General features: G+C 65.5%; 20 protein-coding genes. 16 read left to right on the top strand and 4 right to left on the bottom strand.

Annotation, left to right across the window (positions count from 1 at the left end; genetic code table 11):
* Positions 1-144: 144 nt before the first annotated feature.
* From CFR71_RS04990 to CFR71_RS04980, 3 genes are all read left to right on the top strand, one after another.
* On the top strand, positions 145-756 hold the full coding sequence (locus CFR71_RS04990; RefSeq protein ID WP_110527968.1) for an SspB family protein: 612 nt from the start codon (positions 145-147) through the stop codon (positions 754-756).
* Positions 757-858: 102 nt separating this feature from the next.
* The gene (locus tag CFR71_RS04985) at positions 859-2,529 is read left to right on the top strand and encodes a fumarate hydratase (protein WP_110527965.1); all 1,671 of its coding nucleotides are present in this window, start codon (positions 859-861) and stop codon (positions 2,527-2,529) included.
* A gap of 52 nt (positions 2,530-2,581) precedes the next feature.
* The gene (locus CFR71_RS04980; RefSeq protein ID WP_110527963.1) at positions 2,582-2,974 is read left to right on the top strand and encodes a VOC family protein; all 393 of its coding nucleotides are present in this window, start codon (positions 2,582-2,584) and stop codon (positions 2,972-2,974) included.
* A gap of 146 nt (positions 2,975-3,120) precedes the next feature.
* On the opposite strand, the gene CFR71_RS04975 is transcribed toward CFR71_RS04980, so the two are convergent.
* Together CFR71_RS04975 and CFR71_RS04970 are read right to left on the bottom strand one after the other, a co-directional pair.
* Positions 3,121-3,609 (bottom strand): kinase inhibitor, encoded by a 489-nt coding sequence (locus CFR71_RS04975; protein ID WP_110527960.1) that lies wholly within the window; start codon positions 3,607-3,609, stop codon positions 3,121-3,123.
* A 129-nt stretch (positions 3,610-3,738) separates the two neighbouring features.
* On the bottom strand, positions 3,739-3,963 hold the full coding sequence (locus CFR71_RS04970) for a hypothetical protein (protein ID WP_110527957.1): 225 nt from the start codon (positions 3,961-3,963) through the stop codon (positions 3,739-3,741).
* A gap of 297 nt (positions 3,964-4,260) precedes the next feature.
* Here CFR71_RS04970 and queA point away from each other — a divergent pair, with 297 nt between their 5' ends.
* From queA to CFR71_RS04945, 5 genes are read left to right on the top strand one after another with little or no spacing between them, the layout of a single operon-like run.
* A complete protein-coding gene (queA, locus tag CFR71_RS04965) occupies positions 4,261-5,319 on the top strand; it encodes a tRNA preQ1(34) S-adenosylmethionine ribosyltransferase-isomerase QueA (protein ID WP_110528513.1) in 1,059 nt (352 codons plus the stop codon).
* The gene (gene tgt / locus CFR71_RS04960) at positions 5,316-6,476 is read left to right on the top strand and encodes a tRNA guanosine(34) transglycosylase Tgt (protein ID WP_110527954.1); all 1,161 of its coding nucleotides are present in this window, start codon (positions 5,316-5,318) and stop codon (positions 6,474-6,476) included. Before queA ends, tgt begins: the two co-directional genes overlap by 4 nt.
* A gap of 3 nt (positions 6,477-6,479) precedes the next feature.
* Positions 6,480-7,565 (top strand): tRNA epoxyqueuosine(34) reductase QueG, encoded by a 1,086-nt coding sequence (gene queG, locus CFR71_RS04955; RefSeq protein ID WP_110528510.1) that lies wholly within the window; start codon positions 6,480-6,482, stop codon positions 7,563-7,565.
* The gene (locus tag CFR71_RS04950) at positions 7,562-7,837 is read left to right on the top strand and encodes a ribbon-helix-helix domain-containing protein (protein WP_408889727.1); all 276 of its coding nucleotides are present in this window, start codon (positions 7,562-7,564) and stop codon (positions 7,835-7,837) included. Before queG ends, CFR71_RS04950 begins: the two co-directional genes overlap by 4 nt.
* Before the next feature lie 35 nt (positions 7,838-7,872).
* Entirely contained in the window at positions 7,873-8,700 is an 828-nt protein-coding gene (locus CFR71_RS04945) for a TerB family tellurite resistance protein (protein ID WP_110527949.1), read from the top strand.
* Between the two features lie 302 nt (positions 8,701-9,002).
* Here CFR71_RS04945 and CFR71_RS04940 read toward each other — a convergent pair whose 3' ends face one another.
* Complete coding sequence (locus CFR71_RS04940; protein ID WP_110528508.1) at positions 9,003-10,139, bottom strand: Mrp/NBP35 family ATP-binding protein; 1,137 nt, start codon at positions 10,137-10,139, stop codon at positions 9,003-9,005.
* Positions 10,140-10,379: 240 nt separating this feature from the next.
* Here CFR71_RS04940 and CFR71_RS04935 point away from each other — a divergent pair, with 240 nt between their 5' ends.
* From CFR71_RS04935 to CFR71_RS04915, 5 genes are all read left to right on the top strand, one after another.
* Positions 10,380-11,579, top strand: a complete 1,200-nt coding sequence (locus CFR71_RS04935) for an OpgC family protein (protein ID WP_110528505.1) — start codon at positions 10,380-10,382, stop codon at positions 11,577-11,579.
* A 201-nt stretch (positions 11,580-11,780) separates the two neighbouring features.
* Positions 11,781-12,458 (top strand): SGNH/GDSL hydrolase family protein, encoded by a 678-nt coding sequence (locus tag CFR71_RS04930; protein ID WP_110527946.1) that lies wholly within the window; start codon positions 11,781-11,783, stop codon positions 12,456-12,458.
* 68 nt (positions 12,459-12,526) lie between these two features.
* Positions 12,527-14,134 carry a DegQ family serine endoprotease gene (locus CFR71_RS04925; RefSeq protein ID WP_110527942.1) on the top strand — a complete coding sequence of 536 codons (1,608 nt, stop codon included), beginning with the start codon at positions 12,527-12,529 and terminating at the stop codon, positions 14,132-14,134.
* Complete coding sequence (locus CFR71_RS04920) at positions 14,134-15,222, top strand: FUSC family protein (RefSeq protein WP_110527939.1); 1,089 nt, start codon at positions 14,134-14,136, stop codon at positions 15,220-15,222. Before CFR71_RS04925 ends, CFR71_RS04920 begins: the two co-directional genes overlap by 1 nt.
* A 166-nt stretch (positions 15,223-15,388) precedes the next feature.
* On the top strand, positions 15,389-16,852 hold the full coding sequence (locus tag CFR71_RS04915; RefSeq protein ID WP_110527936.1) for a mannitol dehydrogenase family protein: 1,464 nt from the start codon (positions 15,389-15,391) through the stop codon (positions 16,850-16,852).
* A 213-nt stretch (positions 16,853-17,065) separates the two neighbouring features.
* On the opposite strand, the gene CFR71_RS04910 is transcribed toward CFR71_RS04915, so the two are convergent.
* Positions 17,066-17,557 carry a GNAT family N-acetyltransferase gene (locus CFR71_RS04910; RefSeq protein WP_110528502.1) on the bottom strand — a complete coding sequence of 164 codons (492 nt, stop codon included), beginning with the start codon at positions 17,555-17,557 and terminating at the stop codon, positions 17,066-17,068.
* A gap of 131 nt (positions 17,558-17,688) precedes the next feature.
* Here CFR71_RS04910 and CFR71_RS04905 point away from each other — a divergent pair, with 131 nt between their 5' ends.
* The 3 genes from CFR71_RS04905 (at position 17,689) to mdoH (ending at position 21,901) form a co-directional block, all read left to right on the top strand.
* Complete coding sequence (locus CFR71_RS04905; RefSeq protein WP_110527933.1) at positions 17,689-18,030, top strand: winged helix-turn-helix domain-containing protein; 342 nt, start codon at positions 17,689-17,691, stop codon at positions 18,028-18,030.
* 200 nt (positions 18,031-18,230) lie between these two features.
* Complete coding sequence (locus tag CFR71_RS04900; protein ID WP_239020282.1) at positions 18,231-19,715, top strand: glucan biosynthesis protein; 1,485 nt, start codon at positions 18,231-18,233, stop codon at positions 19,713-19,715.
* Positions 19,703-21,901 (top strand): glucans biosynthesis glucosyltransferase MdoH, encoded by a 2,199-nt coding sequence (gene mdoH / locus CFR71_RS04895; protein ID WP_110527927.1) that lies wholly within the window; start codon positions 19,703-19,705, stop codon positions 21,899-21,901. The genes CFR71_RS04900 and mdoH overlap by 13 nt, the downstream gene beginning before the upstream one ends.
* Positions 21,902-21,913 lie beyond the last annotated feature (12 nt).

Here is a 21,913-nt window from a genome sequence, read left to right as displayed (position 1 = left end):
GTGAAGGCGGGCGGATCGGATGTTCCCTTGTCTTGAGGCAGGGTTTGACGCACAGCTTCATGCTGTGGCACGGCGTGGTCTGAACCCGCATGTCTGATAAGGTCGGCCCGCGAATCCGGCGCCGCCGTTACGGAGAAGCCCGAAATGTCCGATGATCACGACGAGGAAAATGGTTTTGACGCCAGTATCCCCGACAGTCTCCTGCCCTATGATACCTGGATCCAGGAGGCATATCGCGACGTCATGCTGCGCGCCTTTGAACATGTCGTGGCCGCGGGCGGGCTGCCGGGTGATCATCATTTCTATCTGACATTCCGGACCGACTGGCCCGGCGTTGAAATGCCGGCCCGGCTGCGCGCGCAGTACCCGCATGAAATCACCATCGTCCTGCAGCACCAGTTCCACGGGCTGAAGGTCGATCGGGCGGCGGGAACGATTTCGGTCCAGCTTGCCTTTGGCGGCATTCCCGCGACCCTCGTGATTCCGGCGGCGGCGATATCGGCGTTCGCCGATCCGCACATCAAGCTGCACCTTGCCTTCCACGTGCCAGAACAGCCGCCGCAGGCCGCACCGTCGGCCGAAATCCACAGCGTCGTCCCGCAGGTGCATGCCACCCGCGCCCGCGATTCCGAAAAGGACGCCGCCGACGGGCATGCCGCCGAGGGTGATGCGCCCGCCGACGGGGACGCGCCCGAGTCCTCGCCGCAGGTCGTAAGCCTGGCCGCCTTTCGCAAGCGGGGCACAGAACCGGGCTGAGCCCTGATTTCATCCGGGCGCCCGGGTGGGACCGGGCGCCTTTGCCATAAACCGCCACCTGGAAACAATCCGGGGGCATCCATTAAGGCAGGAGACCGTCCGTTGAACACCGTTACATCGACCAAGGCCGCGAAACCGGCCCTCAAGCCCTTTGTCTATGGGCCGCTTTTCCCGCTTCATGACGATGACACGCCATGGAAGAAGCTGGAGATCGAGGGGATCACCACATCGGTCCTGGGCGGACGCACCGTCGTGCATGTCCGTCCCGAGGCACTGCGTGAGCTTGCCGCGCGTGCCTTCAATGACGTGGCCCACCTGCTGCGTCCGGGCCATCTGGCGCAGCTGGCCAAGATCCTCAAGGATCCCGAGGCATCGGACAATGACCGTTTCGTGGCGCTCGACCTGCTGAAGAACGCCTGCATCGCGGCGGGCGGCGTGCTGCCGATGTGCCAGGATACCGGCACCGCCATCGTCTATGGCAAGAAGGGCCAGCGCGTCTGGGTCGACGGGAACGAGGAAGAGGCGTTCTCCCACGGGGTGTACGATACCTATACCCGTACCAGCCTGCGGTATTCGCAGATGGCGCCCCTGTCGATGTTCCAGGAAGTCAACACGGGCACCAACCTGCCGGTGCAGTTCCATATCTCGGCAACGCCGGGCGATTACCATGCCGAACAGATGGACCTGATGTTCATCGCCAAGGGCGGCGGGTCGGCCAACAAGACGTTCCTGTTCCAGGAAACCCGCGCCCTGCTGTCGACCGAGGAAAACCTGCTGAAGTGGCTGGATGGCAAGATCCGTTCGCTGGGGACGTCGGCCTGTCCGCCCTATCACCTTGCGGTGGTGATCGGTGGCATGTCGGCCGAACAGACGCTGGAGACGGTGAAGCTTGCCTCCACCAAGTGGCTCGACAGCCTGCCGACCGAAGGCAGCCCGCAGGGCCATGCCTTCCGCGATCTGGAGATGGAAGAAAAGATCCACAAGCTGACGCAGCGTCTGGGCATCGGCGCGCAGTTCGGGGGCAAGTATTTCTGCCATGACGTGCGCGTGGTGCGCCTGCCGCGCCACGGCGCGTCCCTGCCGGTGGGAATCGGGGTGTCATGCTCCGCCGACCGCCAGGTGAAGGCCCGCATCACCGCCGATGGCGTCTTCCTCGAACAGCTGGAGACCGATCCCGCGCGCTTCCTGCCCGAAATGACGGACGAGCATCTGGGCGGGGAGGAAGTCGCCATCGACCTGAACCAGCCGATGGACGAGATTCGCAAGAAGCTGTCGCAGTATCCGGTGCGCACCCGCCTGTCGCTGACGGGCACGATGGTGGTGGCGCGCGACATCGCGCATGCCAAATTCCGCGAGCGGCTGGAAAAGGGGGAGGGCCTGCCCCAGTACCTCAAGGACCATCCCGTCTATTACGCGGGGCCGGCCAAGACCCCCGAGGGGATGCCCACAGGATCGTTCGGTCCCACTACGGCGGGCCGCATGGACAGCTATGTCGCCATGCTGCAGAAGGCGGGCGGATCGTACGTGATGCTGGCCAAGGGCAACCGTTCCAAGGCCGTGCGCGACGCGTGCAAGGAATATGGCGGTTTCTACCTCGGTTCCGTGGGCGGCCCGGCGGCGCGCCTGGCGCAGGACTGCATCCGCAAGGTCGAGGTGCTGGAATATCCCGAACTGGGCATGGAAGCGGTATGGAAGATCGAGGTGGAGAATTTTCCCGCCTTTATCGTTATCGACGACAAGGGTAATGATTTCTACGATGGGCTGACGGGCTGAAGAATCGGTCCGTCGGCCCCGTTTTGGGGCTGACAACCGGAGACTGCGCGCCATGCGTTTTACCGTCGATCGACTGGACCATCTTGTTGTCACCGTGCGGGATCTGGAGATCTCGTCTTCGTGGTATCAGCGCGTCCTGGGCATGGAACGGGAGGAGTATGGCCGCAACAACCGCACGGCCCTGAAATTCGGGGGACAGAAGATCAACCTGCGTCCCCATGGGGCGCAGGGCTGGACCACGGCGCAGGACGCCCTGCCCGGCACGAACGACATGTGCTTCATCACCGCCGTCAGCAGTACCGACGTGGTGGAACACCTGCAGCAATGTGGCGTGCAGGTGACGGAAGGGCCGGTGGCCCGCCTTGGCGCGCTGGGTCCGGTGACCTCGGTTTACTGCGAGGACCCGGACGGAAACCTGATCGAAATCGCTTCCTATCAGGGCTGAGCGGCGGACGGCATAATCCATTACAGAAGTTTTTGGGTGCCGCCTTTTTCAAAAAGGCGGCGTTCTTCGAAGCTTTTTGAAAAAAGCTTCACCAAAAACCTTTGTGATTTCAGGGGATTGTCAGGCCAGCTTTTTCAAACAGCCTCTTACTTCTTGCCGTACACGGCCGTCAGCGTGGCGGAGCCGAGGCTGTGCTTGCCCACGACAAAGCCGACCATTGCGCCGCTGGCATCGGTCGGCAGGTCGAGGCGTTCGATATCAAGGGCGTGGACGGTGAAGATGTAATGATGCTCCGCCCCGGGCGGGGGGGCCGCGCCACCATAGACATTGCCCCCGAAATCGGTGCGCGTCATCACGGCATGTTCCGGCAGGTTGGCATCCCCCGATCCCGCGCCCGCAGGCAGCGAGGTCACGTTGGCGGGGATGTTGATGACGATCCAGTGCCACCATCCCGATCCGGTCGGCGCGTCGGGATCGTACATCGTGATGGCGAAGCTTTTGGTGCCTTCGGGCGCGTCCGACCATGCCAGCGGGGGGGAAATGTTTCCCCCGCAATAGCCCATGCCGTCGAAGACCTGCGCCTCTGGCAGGCGGTCGCCCTCATGAAAGGCGCGACTGGTCAGTGTAAAGGTCATGATACCGGTTTCCTGCAGCCGACGCCGCCATCACGGGCGGCGTCGTGCGAATGAAAGAAAGGGGCAGGCGGCCTGCCGTGGCCGCCCCGTCCGCATTGCCTGCGCGGCCGATGCAAACGCCGTGGCATCCTACCAGTTGTTGCTGATGAGCCAGAATTCCTCTGACGTCAGGGTGACGACGGGGGTTCCATGCTTGCATTCCGCGGCGGCCAGCGCCAGCGCGCCGATGCGCTGGATCATCAGGGTCTTGCGCTGATGGGCTTCCGACTTTTCCCCGGTGACTTCATCAAGCGCAATCAGCGCGGCCTTGCAGGCCTTGGCCAGGCGGGCGGCATCCAGTGCGGCATAGGACATGATCGGGAGTTTCCTTATGTCTGCGTAAGGTTGCACGCGCGGGACCGGCCCACGCGCGAATCACGGGCCGTATTCTTTACTGCCTTGTCGGTGTGTGTCCAATCATTGCCCGCCCTTTGTCCGTGCGTCATATGCCGCTGCGTCATGCATGACAGCCTCCTGACCACGCATCACGCATGGCCGGTGATGATTCCGGGCCGTCCGGGTTGCCGTGGGACCTTTGTCAGGGTCGCGTAATGCCCGCGTCGCGCACGTTCGCGCTGGCAACGCCGTCATGGATTCCGTAAAGGGATGCTCATGACGGATCTCGTTTCTGATTTCGACTTCGACCTGCCGCCGGACCTCATCGCCGATCACCCGGCGCGTCCGCGCGACAGCGCCCGCATGCTGGAGGTCCTGGCCCACGGCGCGTTCATCGACCGCCATGTGCGCGACCTGCCGGGGTGCCTGCGGGCGGGCGATATCCTTGTGGCCAACGACACCGCCGTCATCCCGGCGCAGCTTTCGGCCATGCGCGGGGCGGCACGTATCGGGATCACGCTGGACCGTATCCTGCCCGATGGCACGTGGCATGCGCTGGCGCGCAACGCGCGTCGCCTGCGGCCCGGCGATACCCTGACCTTCGCGCCCAGCGCCGTCACGGCGGAAGTCGTGGTGTGCGAGGAGGCAGGGGGCGTCGTCCTGCGCTTTGACGTGGAGGGCGAGGCATTCGACCAGTTCCTCCATGATACCGGCCACCTTGCCCTGCCGCCCTATATCGCGCGGCCCGATGGCCCGACGGAAGAGGATCGCAGGGATTACAGCACCATCTTTGCCCAGCATCGCGGCGCGGTCGCGGCCCCCACGGCGGGGCTGCATTTCACGCCCGCCCTGCTGTCGGGGCTGGAAAATGCGGGCGTCCTGCGCCAGACGCTGACGCTGCATGTGGGGGCGGGCACGTTCCTGCCGATGCGCAGCGAACAGATTTCCGAACACCGCATGCATGCCGAACGCGGCACGATTTCCCCTCATGCGGCGCAGCGCATCAATGACGCGCGCGCGGCGGGGGGGCGCGTGGTGGCGGTTGGCACTACATCGCTGCGCCTTCTGGAAAGCGCGACGGGGGAGGACGGGATCGTGCGGCCCTTCCATGGGGAAACGTCGATTTTCATCCGCCCCGGATACCGTTTCCGCGCGGTGGACATGCTGCTGACGAATTTTCACCTCCCGCGCTCCACCCTGTTCATGCTGGTCAGCGCATTTTCCGGCCGGGCCCGGATGCGCGCGGCATATGAACATGCGATGGCGACGGGCTACCGCTTCTATTCCTATGGTGACGCATGTCTGCTTCACCGTAATGACGGAGGTGCGGCATGACCGCTTTTCGCTGGCGGGCGCAGGCCCGTTCGGGTCACGCGCGCGCGGGATACCTCGATACCGCCCATGGCACGGTCGCAACCCCCACCTTCATGCCGGTCGGCACCGTGGGCACGGTCAAGGCGATGACGATGGACGCGGTGCGCTCCACCGGGGCGGGCATCGTGCTGGGCAATACCTATCACCTGATGCTGCGTCCGGGGGCGGAGCGGGTCCGCGCGCTGGGCGGGCTGCACCGGTTCATGGACTGGCCGGGGCCGATCCTGACGGATTCGGGCGGGTTCCAGGTCATGTCGCTGGGCCCGCTGCGCAGGCTTGACGCCGATGGCGTGACGTTCCGGTCGCATATCGACGGTTCGGAACACCGTCTGACGCCCGAACGTTCCACCGACATCCAGCATGCGCTGGATGCGACCATCAGCATGTGTTTCGACGAATGTCCCGCCCTGCCGGCCCCGGCAGAGGCGATTGCGAGGTCCATGCGCATGTCCATGCGCTGGGCGGAGCGGTGTCGCGCGGCGTTCGTCCCGCGCCCCGGCTATGCCCAGTACGGCATCATCCAGGGCGGGACGGAGCCCGAACTGCGCGCCGAAAGCGTGCGCGCCCTGACGGATATCGGGTTCGAGGGATACGCCATCGGCGGCCTTGCTGTGGGGGAGGGGCAGGACCTCATGTTCTCCACCCTTGATGTCACGGTCGGGCTGATCCCCGACGACGCGCCGCGCTACCTGATGGGGGTGGGCACGCCCGACGACCTGCTGGGTGCCGTGGAACGCGGCGTGGACATGTTCGACTGCGTCATGCCCACGCGGGCGGGGCGTACGGCGCGTGCCTATACCGAACGCGGGACGCTGAACATGCGTAACGCGCGCCATGCCACCGACAGCCGCCCCATCTCGCCCGATTGCGACTGCCCCGCCTGTTCGCGCCACAGCCGCGCCTACCTGCATCACCTGTTCCGCACGAACGAGATCCTTGGTCCCATGCTGCTGACATGGCACAACCTGGCCTATTACCAGCGGCTGATGCGTGGGATCCGTGCTGCGATCGTCGATGGCACGCTGCCCGAACATGCCGCCCATCTGCGCGCGCAATGGGCGATGGAGGACTGGTCCCCTGACGAGATGCCCTTTCCCGACATCCCGCCCGTGCCCTGAATGATGGCGCGCGTCCCTTCCCCCGGCGCGCAGGGTGCCCTCGCGCGGCGGATTTACGACCGCGCGCTGGCGGTGGGGTTCGATGCTGTGGGATTCGCGCCCGCCATGCTGGATGACGCCACGCGCCTGCGCCTGCGCGAGTTCGTGGAGGAGGGACGCCATGGCGCGATGGAATGGATGGCACAGCGCATGTCATGGCGGGGCGACCCGCGCGCCCTATGGCCGGAGGTCCGCAGCGTGATTTCGCTGGGCCTGTCCTATGCCCCCGATGGAGACGCGCTGGCCACGCTGCGCGATCCCGTGGCGGGCAATATCTCGGTCTATGCCCGGCATCGCGACTATCATGACGTGGTCAAGGGGATGCTCAAGCAGGTGGCGCAGTTCGTCGTGGCCGAGGGACGCAGGCAGGCCAATGGCGACACGCCGCCCCCCGGCGTGAAGGTGTTTGTCGATACGGCCCCCGTCATGGAAAAGTCGCTGGCGGCCAGCGCGGGGCTGGGATGGCAGGGGAAGCATACCAACCTCGTCTCCCGCCAGCATGGCAGCTGGCTGTTCCTTGGTGAAATCTATACCACGCTCGACCTGCCGCCCTCCGCCCCGTCCGGGGGGGGATGCGGGACCTGCACGCGCTGTCTCGATATCTGCCCGACCGCCGCCTTTCCCGCGCCGGGACGGATCGACGCGCGGCGGTGCATTTCCTACCAGACGATTGAAAATCCCGATCCCATTCCGCTTGAACTGCGTCCCCTGATGGGCAATCGCATCTATGGCTGCGATGACTGCCTTGCCGTGTGCCCGTGGAACCGCTTTGCCCGCGCGACGCGGCAGATGAAGCTGCGGGCGCGGGCGGATCTGGTCGCGCCCGCGCTGCGCGACCTTGCGGTGCTGGACGACGCGGGATTTCGCCGCCTGTTTTCCGGATCGCCCGTCAAGCGGATCGGGCGGGCGCGTTTCGTGCGCAATGTCCTGATCGCCATCGGCAACAGCGGACGCGCCGAACTGCGTCCCGTGGCGCAGGGGCTGTGTGACGATGCGGCCCCCGTCGTGGCCGATGCCGCGCGCTGGGCGGTGGGACGCCTGCCCGCGTGACGGGGGGGCGTCCCGATCAGGCCGCCCCGATGCTGCGCAAGCGCAGCATGATGCTGTCGGGCCATCGCACCAGCGTCGCGCTGGAGCCCGAGTTCTGGGACGCCCTGGAACGCATGGCGCGCACGCGGGGGATCGGCCTTACGATCCTGATCGCGCGCATTGACGCCGGTCGCGATCCGGCGCGTGCGCTGGCCTCGGCATTGCGGGTTGCGGCCCTTTCGGAATGGATGCCTGCCCTGCCGCCAGCAGGGAGCGGAAACAGGCAAGAATAGTTGGGTTGGCACGCGCGTCGTGCTAGGTTCTGCACATGGCGATATGGGGAAAACTGTTTGGCGGTGTCGCGGGGTTCGCGGTTGGCGGTCCCGTTGGCGCCCTTGTGGGGACGGCCCTCGGGCACGCCGCCGATAACGGATCGTTGCTGGAAACGCCCGCCGGGGGCTGGACCGATCGCTGGGGCGGCCGTCCCAATGCCGATCCCAATGGCGCGGCCACGTTCATGGCGGCCAAGCTTGCCGCCGCGATGGGCAAGCGCGACCAGATGTACGGACTGGTCATCATCATCCTGTCGGCCAAGCTGGCGAAGTGCGACGGGGCGGTCAACCGTGCGGAAATCGACGCGTTCAAGCGCCGGTTCAACGTTCCCGCCGAAAACATGAAGGAGGTCGGGCGCCTGTTTGACATGGCCCGGCAGCGCACCGACGATTACGAGGCCTTTGCCCGCGAACTGGGCAAGGCATTTTCCAACCGCACCGAAATGCTGGAGGAAGGGCTTGCCTCCCTGTTCGTCATCGCGCGTGCCGATGCCGGTCCGTCAGGCGAAATCAATGCGCAGGAGGAGGAATTCCTGCGTCGCGTGCATCGCGCCTTCGGCCTGAGCCCCGGTGCGTGGGAACGCGCGAGCGAAGGGCGCGCCCGCCCCGGCGTGAGCGAGGTTGACGCCTATGCCGTGCTGGGCCTGTCGCGCACCGCCAGCAATGACGAGGTGCGGGCCATGTGGCGGCGTCTGGTGCGCGAACACCATCCCGACATCCTTGCCGCCCGTGGCGCGAGCGAGGCGCAGATGGCGCAGGCCGTGGCCCGCATCGCGCAGATCAACGCCGCATGGGACCGCATCAAGCGCGATCGCCGGATCTAGGGGCCGGTCTGCTGCCTTGGTGCCGTGCGCCGGATTTTCCCGAAGGGCACGCCATGTTCCTGCATTCGCGTTGCGCGCCTTGCAGGTCGGTCTTTGCCTGTCGGGTCGTCCCGCGGAAGGGAAGATCCAATCACCTGATCCGCAAATCCTGAAGAAGTTTTTGGTGAAGCTTTTATCTAAAAAGCTTCATGAAGACGCCGCCTTTTTAGATAAAAGGCGGCACCCAAAACTTTTAAATCATAGTCTGGTTTCAGGCGGTCTTTTGAGCATTCCCCGGCCCACCATCGCGGAACAGGGGACGTTCAGCCGCCGCGTTTCTTGTCCAGCAGCCTGCGCAACGCGCCGCCCACCGTATGCGCCAGCGCGCGGTACGCCTTGCCCGCCGCGCTGTCGGGGGCGGAAATGACGATGGGCGCGCCGTTATCGCCGCTGGCGCGGATATCCGCCAGCAGCGGGATTTCGCCAAGGAAGGGCACGCCGGTCTTTTCCGCCTCGGCCCGCGCGCCACCATGCCCGAACAGTTCGGTGCGGTGGTTGCAGTTGGGGCAGCAGAAATAGGACATGTTTTCCACGATGCCCAGGACGGGCACCCGCATCCGTTCGAACATCGCGACACCGCGCCGCGCATCAAGCAGGGCGATGTCCTGCGGGGTGGAGACGATGACCGCCCCGGCCAGCGCCGTTTTCTGCGCCAGCGTCAGCTGCGCGTCGCCCGTGCCCGGCGGCATGTCCACCACCAGCACGTCAAGTTCGCCCCAGTCCACATCCGCCAGCAGCTGCCCGATCGCGCCCATGACCATGGGGCCGCGCCAGATCATCGCCTTGCTTTCCTCCACCAGCATGCCGATCGACATCGCGGTGATGCCATGGCCATGCAGGGGCTGCAGGCGGCCTTCGCGGACTTCGGGCTGGCTGGTCATGCCCATCATGCGCGGCAGCGACGGGCCGTGGACGTCCGCGTCCAGCAGGCCGACGCGCAGCCCCTCCAGCCCCAGCCCGACGGCAAGGTTGACCGCCGTGGTGGATTTTCCGACCCCGCCCTTGCCCGATGCCACGGCGATGACCAGTCCCACGTTGGGGGGCAGTGGCCCGGCAGGCTGCGCGCCGCCGGCTTTCGCGCCAAGGTTGAGCGGACGGTGCCCCCCGCCGCCTGGCGCGTTCGCGGGGGACGGTGGCGTGGCGGCCGCGCGGTGGGAGGTCAGGATGACGGACGCGCCCTTCGCCCCGTCGAGTTCGTGTGTCAGCCGTGCCTCGATCCCGGCGATCAGCGGGCGGATCCGTTCGGCGCGGTCGCGGTCGGTGGCGATGGCCACATGCACCACGCCATCGCGCACGGTCGCGGCGTCCAGCGTGCCAAGGTCCAGCGCGCACGCCCCCGTGTCAGGATCGCGGACGTCGCGCAGCACCCGTTCGATTGCCGCCTGCGTTATCTGTGCCATGCTGCCCCTGTCGCGCTGAAAAAAACCGATGCAGCCGGGATATAGGGGGCATGGCGCGATGACGGAAGGGGGCGGGGCAGGCCGTCTTGTGCAAAATGCGAATGGCCGGCGCCATAAATTGGCCTTGGCGGGGGTTTTATCCATATCGTATCGGGAATGTGAAATCCGCTGTTCCGCCATCCGCCGCCGGCGGCCTGGAACGGGGGCATGCCGGAAAAGAAGAAGAAATGGTGCGTTGCCATGACATCATATGCACAGGCATGCGGGTCCGTCGTGCCCGCGACCAGCGGCGCGAACACAGGTGCCGCCGCGGTGAAGGCGGATTCCGGCGTAACGGCGGGAAAGGCCGCGCCCCGGGTCCGTGACCATCGCGTCGACGCCCTGCGTGGTGTTGCGCTGCTGATGATGTGCATCGACCATATCCCCCAGGACGTGCTGAACCGCTTTACCATGCGCAATGTCGGTTTCGCCGACGCGGCGGAGGTGTTTGTCCTGCTGGCGGGATATGCGTCGTGGCTGGCCTATGGCCGGGCGTTTTCGCGCCAGCCATGGATGCAGGTTGTCGAACGCCTGCTGCGGCGTTGCGGGCGGCTGTATGTGTTCCAGACGCTGATGGCGGTCGTGACGATCTTCACCATCAGGACATGGCGGCATTACTGGCCCGTCCCGGTCGATTTCCTTGAACCCGAACTGGCCCACGGGCTTGATTCGCTGTGGCGGGTGATGCTGCTGCAGGCGCTGCCGGGCAACCTCAATATCCTGCCGCTCTATATCGTGCTGCTTCTGGCGTTCGCGCCGCTGTGCTGGGTGCTGCGCCGGGTGGGGCCATGGCCGGTCCTGGGGGCGAGTGGCGCGCTGTGGGCGGTGGTCAATTTCGACCCGTCGCTGAATTTCCCCAACTGGCTGGATCCGGACGGGTGGTATTTCGATCCGCTGGCGTGGCAGTTCCTGTTCGTGCTGGGGGCATGTGCCGCCATCCTTGCCGGGCGGCATGGCGGCAGCCTGCCGCTGTCGCGGCCGCTGGCGGCGGCGTGCTGGGCCTATCTTGCGTTTTCGGCGGTGGAATCGTTCCCGTGGACGGGATGGGGTCTGCCGGACATGCGCCCCATGGCCACGCCATGGACGGACAAGATGGTGCTTTCCCCCCTGCGGCTGCTGGATGTGCTGTGCCTGTTCTACCTCGTGCAGTCCTCCAGGCTGGCAACGCGCTGGTCGCAGGGGCGGGCGGGGCAGCTGATGGCGATGTTCGGCCGCCATTCGCTGGAGGTATTTACCCTTGGCACCATCCTCGACCTGTACGGGCGGCTGATTTTCACCAACTTTGGCGTTGGCTGGGGCATGCAGGTCACGATCAACGTGGCGGGGTTCGTGCTGCTGTGGGGCATGACGCGCGAACTGGACCGCAGGCGCGCGCTGGCCCGGGCCGCGCGGCGGGCGTAAAGGGGCCGTGGCCGGGTCGTCACACGGCCATTTTTAGGTGGTTTTCCGGCATCGCGTGATTTCGAAACGGTTTCCGATTGACGTCCGTCATATCGCAAATACGTTCGGACGGGCATGGAATGGCCGCCTGTCCCCGGGCCCATGCGCAGGGGACGGGCGCGCCGGGTTCACGCGCGCAGGTTTCATGAGGGAGGAACGGTCATGACGGACAATATTACGGCGGACGTGCTGCCGCGCCTGACGCGCATGCTGCGCGGGGGGCAGGGCGTGCGCATCGTCCTGTTCGGGTCTTCCACGATCGAAGGGGTGGGGGCCAGCACGCCCGCGCATGCCCTGCCCGCCATCATGCAAAAGGTGCTGGCCCCGTTCGCATCCGGCGGGGTGCAGGTCGTGGCCCACGGGGTGGGCGGCGACGATGCGGAGGCGATGCACGCGCGCGTCGGCGCCATGCTGGCGGACCGTCCCGATCTGATCGTCTGGCAGACCGGCAGCAACGATCCGCTCAAGGGCGATGATGTCGCGGCCTTTGTCGCGCGCACCCGCGACGACCTGGCGACGATGCGCGCATCGGGCGCGGACGTCGTGCTGATGGACCAGCAATATTGCCCGGTTCTTGAAACCTGTCCGGCGTTCCCCGCGTTCCGCGACGCGGTGCATCATATCGCGGCGCAGGATCATGTCCCGCTGTTCACGCGTTATGTCCGGATGAAGTCGTGGTGCACGGAACTGGGCCTGAGCCCGCTGGACCTGTCGCCGGACGGGCTGCATCTGAACGATCACGGGTATCGTCTGCTGGGCGAGGCGCTGGCGGCGTGGCTTATTGAACTGACGGGGCTGCCGGGAGGTGTCGCGTCATGTTATCAGGGAGGCGGGGCGTGACATTCGCCCTGTCCGCCGCAATGGTGTAGATCCTCAGGCCCCGTCCAGATCAGGAAGCAACCTGCCACATGCCCGATCACGTTTCCGCTTTTTCCCGATCCAGCGCCGTCATGGGGATGGGGGCCGCGTTCCTGGCGATGGTAACGGCGCGGGCATATGCGCTGCCGCCAGCCGTGCCGCCGGCCTCTGTCCCGACGACGGCGGGCGCCCCACACGTTACCCCCGTCAGCGACCCCGTGCGCCTGCCCGCGCCCGGCCATGACACGCCCGACAGCTTCGCCGACCTGGCCGCGCGGCTGCTGCCTGCGGTGGTCAACGTCTCCACCACCGAGATGGTCCGCCCCGGCGAGGAGGACGACGACGGGGACGAGGGCGACAACAGCCCGCAGATCCCCAATTTCCCCGAAGGCTCCCCGTTCGAGAAGTTCTTCCACGACTTCATGAACCGCCAGAACTCCCCCAACGCGCCGCCGCGCAAGATGCAGGCGCTGGGGTCGGGCTTCATCATCGACCCTTCCGGCATCGTCGTGACCAACAACCACGTCGTGCGCAATGCCGAACAGATTACGGTGACGCTGCAGGACAACACGGTGCTCAAGGCGCACCTGCTGGGCCATGACGACCGCACGGACCTTGCGGTGCTGAAGGTGGACAGCCCCAAACCGCTGCCGGCCGTGCCCTTTGGCGACAGCGATCATGCGCGCGTGGGGGACTGGGTGCTGGCGATCGGCAATCCCTTCGGCCTGTCGGGCACGGTCACGGCGGGCATCATCTCCTCGCGCGGGCGTAATATCGAACAGGGGCCGTATGACGATTTCATCCAGACGGACGCCCCGATCAACAAGGGCAATTCCGGCGGGCCACTGTTCAACCTGCATGGCGACGTGATCGGGATCAACACGGCCATCTTCTCCCCTTCGGGCGGGTCGATCGGGATCGGGTTCGCCATTCCCTCGGCCGAGGCGCAGGGAATCATCGAACAGCTGCGCAAGCATGGCAAGGTGTCGCGCGGGTGGATCGGCGTGCGGATTCAGGACGTGACGCAGGATATTGCCGACGGGCTCGGCCTGAAAAGCGCGCATGGCGCCCTGATCGCCGGGGTGGAGGCAAAGGGACCGGCGGCGGTCGCCCACCTGCAGACGGGTGACGTGATCCTGACCCTTGATGGCAAGGACATTGACGGGCGCGCGCTGCCGCGTCTCGTGGCACAGCTTCCGGCGGGAAGCGTCGCGCATCTGGGCATCCTGCGCCATGACCACCCGATGAACGTCGCGATCACCATCGGCGCCCTGCCGGAGGAGAAAACCGACAAGGCGGATGGCAAGCCCGCCCAGAAGGCCCCCGCCACGGGCAGCATGGCGGTCGCGGGCCTTGGCTTCACCGTTGGCGCGATCGACGATATCGCGCGCCAGAAATACAACATGGCCGAGGGGCAGAAAGGTGTTGTCGTGACGGGCGTCACCGATGACAGTCCCGCCGCCGAACGCGGACTGCGCAACGGCGATGTCATTACCGAAGTGCAGCAGACGGCCGTCAACACCCCGGCGGAACTGAAACACCAGATCGACCTTGTGCGCGGACAGCACCGCCGGACCGTGCTGTTCCTGGTGCAGAACAGCGACGGCCTGCGCTGGGTGCCCTTCCCCCTGACCGAAGCAGGCGCGCATTCCGATTGATGGCGGGTCTTTCGTTTCTTTCGCTGAAGGATTCCTTCTTGCTGGCCGGGGGAACATGGCGGCAGGTCGTGCGCATGCTGGTTTCGCTGATCGGGTCGGGCGTGGTCGCCCATCTGGTCCACCTGCAGGAGCCTGTCTGGGCGCTGATCACGTCCGTGGTCGTGATTACGCAAAGCCGCATGACACAGACCCTGTCGACCGGGCAGGATCAGGTGGTGGGCACCCTGATCGGGGCCAGCGCCGGGATTTCGGCCATCGCGATGGAACAGTGGCTCTACTGGCCGACGGATGTCGTGTTCTGGGTCATGCTGATGCCCGTGGCGGTTCTGGCGGCGGCGCGGCCCAAGATGCGCGTGGCGGTCATCACGCTGATGGTGGTCCTGCTGTTCCCCGGCAATGGCGCGCCGTTCGCCCGCCCGTTTGACCGCATCGCCTCGATCATGATCGGCGTGGTGGTCTCGTTCGTGGTGTCGTTCTTCGTCCTGCGCAACGGGGCGCGGCGCGAGGTGCTGCGCAATTCGGCGGTCCTGCTGCGGCGGCTGTCGGACCTGTTGCAGCTGGCGCTGCACCAGCATCCGGACAATGACGCGGTTTCCGCGATTGACGATGCATGCCGCGCACTGTTGCAGGACCTTAATGACGGCGTGAAGGAGGCGGAGGTCGAGCATCCCGGATCCCTCGCGCGGCATGACCCGCTGGTGCTGCGCCTGCCGGGGCTTCTGCGCCGGTTGCGCGCGGATGCGATCTTCATCGCGCGCGCCGCCGTGGAAGGGGAGGCCGCGAGTACCGGCCATCCCCTGCGCAGCGAACGCGAAGTGCTGCAGCACGTCCTGGGGCTGATTGCCGATCGCTGCGACCAGGCCGCCAGCCGCAGCCGTCGCCACCCGCTTCCCGACGATGGGGTGGAAGACGTGCTGGCGCAACTGCCGCAGCCGGGAACGCACTGGACCCCGGTGATGCATTTCGCCCTGGGGCTGCTGCATACCGATCTGACGGTCGTCATCCGCAATGTCTGGGCCGACGGGCGCACGGACGAAGGGGCCTCGAGCCTTGGTGAAGCCCACGCCACGGTCCCTACTTCCACCTGACATGGGCCGCCGGGTGGCGCAAGGTTGCCCCGATGCCCCGCCCGATATGACATTCCGTGTAACATTCCATGCCACCAATGGCGTTTTCGCGCGTTGATACGATGTGTGCCAGTCATCACGTGATGACTGGCACCTGTTCACGTTGGTCAGGAGTTTGGAAAAAGTTATGCTGAATAAAGCGATTCTTGGAAATCTTCCCAAAGGTGTGCGTGGCCCGGCCTATGATCCGGCAACCCTTGCGCCAGGAATCGTGCATTTCGGTGTGGGAAATTTCTTTCGCGCGCATGAGGCATGGTACGTCGAACGATGCCTTGATGCGGGCGATCCGGGTCCATGGGGCATCGTGGGCGTTGGCCTGACGTCGGGCGCACGCAGCGAGAAGAAGGCCGAAACCTTTCGCGCGCAGGACGGGCTGTATTCCCTGACGGAGGTGGATGCCGACGGGGGACGCAGCGTCAGGGTGATCGGCGTGCTGCGCGATTACCTGCTGGCCCCGGACGATCCGCAGGCGGTGCTGGCGCGGCTGTGTGATCCCGCGATCCGTATCGTCAGCATGACCATCACCGAAGGCGGTTACAACATTGACGAGGAGACCGGCGAATTCCGCGTCGATAATCCCCGGGTGCAGGCCGACCTTGCCAATCCGGAGGTCCCTTCCACCGTGTTCGGGTTCGTGGTGGAGGCCCTGCGCCGGCGCCGCGCGGCCGGGACGGGGCCGTTTACGGTCATGTCCTGCGACAACCTGCGTCATAATGGCCGCGTGGCCCGCACTGCCTTTGTCGGATATGCGCGTGCCCGCGATCCCGAACTGGCGCGGTGGATCGAGGCCAACGTGACCTTTCCATGCAGCATGGTCGATCGCATTACCCCCAGCGTGGATGCGCAGACGCGCACGATCCTGAACCGCGAAAGCGGGCTGGATGACGCGCTGCCGGTACTGGCGGAGGATTTCAGTCAGTGGGTCCTCGAAGACAGTTTCTGCGCCGGTCGCCCCCCGCTGGAAAAGGCCGGGGTGGAATTCGTCCGCGACGTGACCGGATACGAGCAGGTGAAGGTGCGTATGCTCAACGCCTCGCACGTGACGCTGGGGGCGCTGGGCCTGCTGCTGGGATACCGGTACGTTCATGACGCCATCGCGGATGAGGATTTGCGCCGTTTCATCAATGCCTATCTGCAAAAGGATGTCATGCCGCAGATCGAGGCGCCGGCGGGGCTGGATCCCGACGCCTATCGCCGCAAGGTCATCAGCCGCTTTTCCAACCGCGCCGTGGCGGATACCCTGCTGCGCATCTGCAGCGATGGCGCGTCGAAGTCACAGGTTTTCTGGACCGATACGGTGCGCCGGTCGCTGCACTCCGGACATGACCTGTCACGCATTGCCTTCGGCCTTGCCGCCTATCTGGAAATGCTGCGTGGCGTCGATGAAAAGGGGGGAACCTATACCCCGCTGGAGCCGACCCTGACCGAGGGGGAGGTGGCGCTGGCCCGTGATCCCGACCTTGCCGCCGCCCTTGCACTGCCGGCGTTCGATGGGTGGCGCGATGTCCAGACGCCGCAGCTGACACAGGCGATCGTGGCGGCGCGTCAGGCCATCCGCAGCCGTGGCGTGCGCGCCAGCCTTCCCGACTGATGAGCGGACCGTCCTTGCGCCGCATCCCCTTCTGGCGGGTGCGGCATAAGGGAGAGTGTCTGAAAACAACATGGCTGATAAAGTGACAGAAGTTTTTGGGTGTCGCCTTTTTTCAAAAAGGCGACGTTCCCTGAAGCTTTTTGCAAAAAGCTTCACCAAAAACTTTCATGACTTCAGGGTTTTGCTGGACTGACTTTCGGGGCAGTCTTCTGATCACGTGACGGGGCGTTCCATCAGGAGTGCCCCGTCCCCGTACGAGGCCGCAAGGAGTGCGCCGTCCGGCGCGGGCATGAAGCCACGGCGTTTCCAGAATGGGACGGCCCCGGATGTCGCGACCAGTTCCATGCGCCCGAATCCCGCCTGCCGCGCGACCCGTTCCACCAGATCCAGCGCCATGCCGGCAGCCCCCTGCCCACGCCAGGCAGGCGCGATGGCGAGGTCATGCACGTACCAGCACTCCGGTCGTGGCGGCAGGCCTTCCAGCAGGGTATTCAGCCGGGGTGGCGCGCCGCGTCGCCACGGATGGCTCAGCACATATCCCGCCGTCGCATCAGGCGTCCCGAGCACAAGGCAGCCCGCGGGGCACAGGGACAGGCGCTGTGCGAAAACGGCGTCATCTTCGGGATAGGCGGGATGAATCGTGCCAGCCAGCGCCTGAATCCGTGACAGGTCGGAACGGTACATGGGGCGCCATTGTGCTGTCATTTTCACCACTGTGCGTATAGACGGGACATATAATAAAACATTTCCCGGCTTTATTGGACGATATAGTCATATACCGGTTATTTCTGTCCGGAATGGCCATCCTATCCCACGGTGCAGGAGCACATGACAGAATGACGGATCTGCGTCTTACGTTACGTATTGATGCCAATGGCAAGCCCCTTCTGGGACACGGCAAGATCCGCCTGCTGGAACAGATCGAGGAGACAGGCTCCATCTCGGCGGCGGCGCGGGCCATGGGCATGTCCTATCGTCGGGCGTGGCTGCTGGTGGAATCGATGAATGGCGTTTTCGTAAGGCCGCTTGTCGCCGCGCGTCCCGGCGGCGGCGGCGGCGCGGGCCTGTCCGATGACGGGCGCAGGGTCCTGACACTTTACAGGGAAATTGAACGGCTTTCCCGCCAGGCGGTCGAGGCGCCGCTGGCGGAAATGGCGGCGATGTGCGAGGTGCCGTGAAAAAGCCATGCCGTGATGTACGTGATGTATAGGAAAGAATGACCATACTGCCACCGCGCTGAAGTGACGCGGGTTCGATTGATAAAGATGTCCATCGCGGCATTGGCCCGCGGCGGACCGATAATGATAATGATCGGGGAATATTTTCAGTGTTGCGACGTGATATTGTAAAAGCCGGGGCAAGCCTGTCGGTTCTTTCCATGTTCGGGGGCGTTGGCACGCTTCGCGGTGCACGCGCGGCGGATCCCGCGGGCACGACGGTTTTCGATGACACCACCGTAAGGCAGCTTGCGCATCGCCTGTCGCAGCAGTCCTATCACGCGCCCGAGGAAACATTGCCCGCCGCCATACGGGACATGAATTTCGATCAGTTCACCTCCATCGCCTATCGCTCCGAACAGGCGCTGTGGCATGGGGAGAACCTGGGTTTCGACGTGGAATTCTTCCCGCGCGGCTACCTGTACCGTCCCCGGATCGAGATGTATGAGGTCATCGACGGCAAGGCGGCGCCGGTGCCCTATTCCCCGGACCTGTTTACCTATGGCAACCCGGCGCTGCGGGTGGAGGACAATCTGGGCTTTTCCGGGCTGCGGATCCGCGCGCCGATCAACACGCCCGGCGTGATGGAGGAATTCTGCGTCTTCCTTGGCGCGTCCTATTTCCGCGCCGTGGCCAAGGGACAGAACTATGGCCTGTCGGCGCGGGGATTCGCCGACGGCACGGGCGACCCGAAGGGCGAGGAATTCGCCATGTTCCGCGCCTACTGGCTGGAAAAGCCACGTTCGGGCGTGGACAGCGTGGTCGTGCATGCGCTGCTTGACAGTCCGTCGCTGACGGGGGCCTTCCGCTTCACCATCCGCCCGGGCGAGACGACGGTCTTTGATGTGCAGACCTATCTTTATCCGCGCAAGGAGATTTCCCAGTCCGGCATCGCGCCGCTGACGGGGATGTTCTATTTCGACGCGAACGACCGCAACCATGTCGATGACTGGCGGCCCGCCGCCCATGATAGCGAGGCGCTGTCGATGTGGACCGGCGGCGGCCAGCAGCTGTGGCGTCCGTTGCGCAACCCGCAGGACCTCCAGTTTTCGGCGTTCGCCGATGTCCGTCCCCATGGCTTTGGCCTGATGCAGCGCAAGCGCGCCTTTACCGATTTCGAGGACCTGTCCCTCAGTTACGAAAAGCGGCCCTCGCTGTGGATCGAACCGATCGGCGACTGGGGCGCGGGCAGCGTGGACCTTGTGGAAATCCCGACCCCCAACGAGGTCAATGACAACATTGTCGCGTTCTGGCGGCCGCGTGACGCGATGGCGGCGGGGCACGAATATGCCTTTACCTATCGCATGTACTGGGGATGGGACACGCCATGGCCCACCCATCTGGCGCGGGTCGCCGCAACGCGCGTGGGGGCGTCCACCGATGGGTCGCATACCCGCTTTTTCGACATAGATTTCGATGGCGCGCCCTTTGAACACCTGCCGCCGGATGCGAAATTCCATCTGCAGAACCGGACTTCGGCTGGCGAGATCCGCAACGTGGTGGTCGAGCCGAATCCCGACATCCATGGCTGGCGCGCCACGTTCGAATTCGACCCCAAGGAGGCCCGTATCGCCGAACTTGACTGTTCCCTGGCGAACGATCAGGGCACGGTGTCAGAGGACTGGGTCTATCGATGGACGCCGTGACGCGCGGGGCGGCCACGGGGCATTCCGGGGTGCAGTCCACCCCGCAGCCGCAGGCCGCGGCGACGGCCGGCACGTATGCCACCCTGCCGCCGCCGGCCCCGCTGGACATGCCGGTCCATCCCCTGTCGCAACTGCCGCCGGGCGGGCATGCCGGCACGCCCGTCACGCAGTGGTCGGGTATCGTTGCGCGCCGGTGCCTTGTCCTTGGCGGCGCGCTGGCGCTGACGGGGTGGGCCACCTATGAAATGAACCTCGTGTTCAATGCCATCAGCGTCTCCATCGCCGGTATCATCATGCTGGTGCTGTTCGTGGTGCTGTTCCTGTGGATCGCGCTGGCCTTTACCTCGGCGCTGGCGGGGTTTGGCTCCCTGATGGCGAAGGGCGGACTGGGGCTGGGCATCCATCGCGACGGGCCATTGCCCACGCTGCGCACGCGCACGGCACTCCTGATGCCGACCTATAACGAGGACCCGGGCCGTGTGATGGCGGGCCTGCGCGCGATCTGCGACAGTCTGGTCGCGACCGGGCAGGCGGCGGCGTTCGACCTGTTCATCCTGTCGGACACCACGGACCCCGATGTCTGGGTGGCGGAGGAAGAGGCATACATGGCCCTGCGTCGCGCGGCGGGTGGGGGCGTACGCATCTATTACCGTCGTCGGGCGCAGAATATAGACCGCAAGGCCGGAAATGTCGCCGAATGGGTCCGCCGTTTCGGCGCGGCGTACGAACAGATGATCACGCTTGACGCCGACAGCGTGATGGCGGGCGACACCATCGTGCGTCTGACCGCCGCGATGGAGGCCAATCCGGGCGTAGGACTGATCCAGTCCCTGCCGGTGATCGTCAATGGCACGACCCTGTTCGCCCGCATGCAGCAGTTCGCCGGACGGGTGTACGGCCCGCTGATCGCCCATGGCATCGCATGGTGGCATGGGTCGGAGGGGAATTACTGGGGCCATAACGCGGTCATCCGCACCCGTGCCTTTGCCGAACAGGCCGCGCTGCCGCACCTGCCGGGGCGCAAGCCGTTTGGCGGCGCTATCATGAGCCATGATTTCGTCGAGGCCGCGCTGATGCGCCGTGGGGGATGGGCCATCCACATGGTGCCCGCCCTGATGGGATCGTATGAGGAAAGTCCCCCCTCGCTGACCGATATCGCCATCCGGGACCGGCGCTGGTGCCAGGGCAACCTGCAGCATGCCAAGGTCCTGTCCGCACGGGGACTGCACTGGATCAGCCGCCTGCACATGCTGATGGGGATCGGGTCGTATGTGACGTCGCCGCTATGGCTCGTGTTCCTGCTGGCGGGCATCCTCGTGTCGCTGCAGAACCGTTTTTCCCGGCCGGAATATTTTGGCGATACCAAGATCCTGTATCCCCACTGGCCCCATGTCGACCCGGTGCAGGCGCGTTTCATGTTCCTGTGCACGATGGGGATCCTGCTCGCGCCGAAAATGCTGGCCTATGTCGCGCTGCTGTTTGACGGGCGGCTGCGGCGGGGATGCGGCGGGGCGGTCCGCGCCGCCCTGTCGATGGTCGTCGAAACGGTGCTGGGCGGTCTGGTCGCGCCCGTGGCGATGCTGATCCAGACGATGGGCGTCATTTCGATCCTGATGGGACGCGATTCGGGATGGAATGCGCAGCGTCGCGATGACGGGGGCGTGCCCGTCATGCAGAATGCCCGCCTGTACGCGGGCTATACCGCGTTCGGTGTCGTGCTGGGCATCGCTGCGTGGAGCGTGTCGCTGTCGCTGTTCCTGTGGATGCTGCCGGTCCTGCTGGGGCTGGTGCTTGCCATTCCGCTGGCGATCCTGACGGGGAACCGTGCCGCCGGCCAGGAACTGCGTCGCATGGGACTGCTGCTGATCCCGGAGGAAACATCTCCCCCCGACGTGCTGGCGCGGGCGGTGCGCAACCTGCGTGACATGGCCGGGCATCCCATTGCCGATGCGCTGGCGACGCTGCGATCGCACCCGGCGCTGCTGGCGCTACATTGCGCCATGCTGCCGCCACCGCGGCACAGGGGGGATCCGATTGACGCCAACCTTCTGGTCGGGCTGGTCAAGCTGCAGGAGGCTTCCGACCTGCAGGCGGCCCGTGCCGTGCTCAGTCCCCGTGAAAAGGCCGCCGTCCTGGGCAATGCGGAGGGGCTGCGCCTGCTGGAGGCACTGCCGGCGACGGGCTGACGCCGTGTCGGA

It is taken from the genome of Novacetimonas pomaceti (genome assembly GCF_003207955.1).
In the GTDB taxonomy this organism is placed as follows: Bacteria; Pseudomonadota; Alphaproteobacteria; order Acetobacterales; family Acetobacteraceae; genus Novacetimonas; species Novacetimonas pomaceti.
Note: the sequence above shows the minus strand (reverse complement) of the source record. Positions and strands in the feature narration are given on the sequence as shown.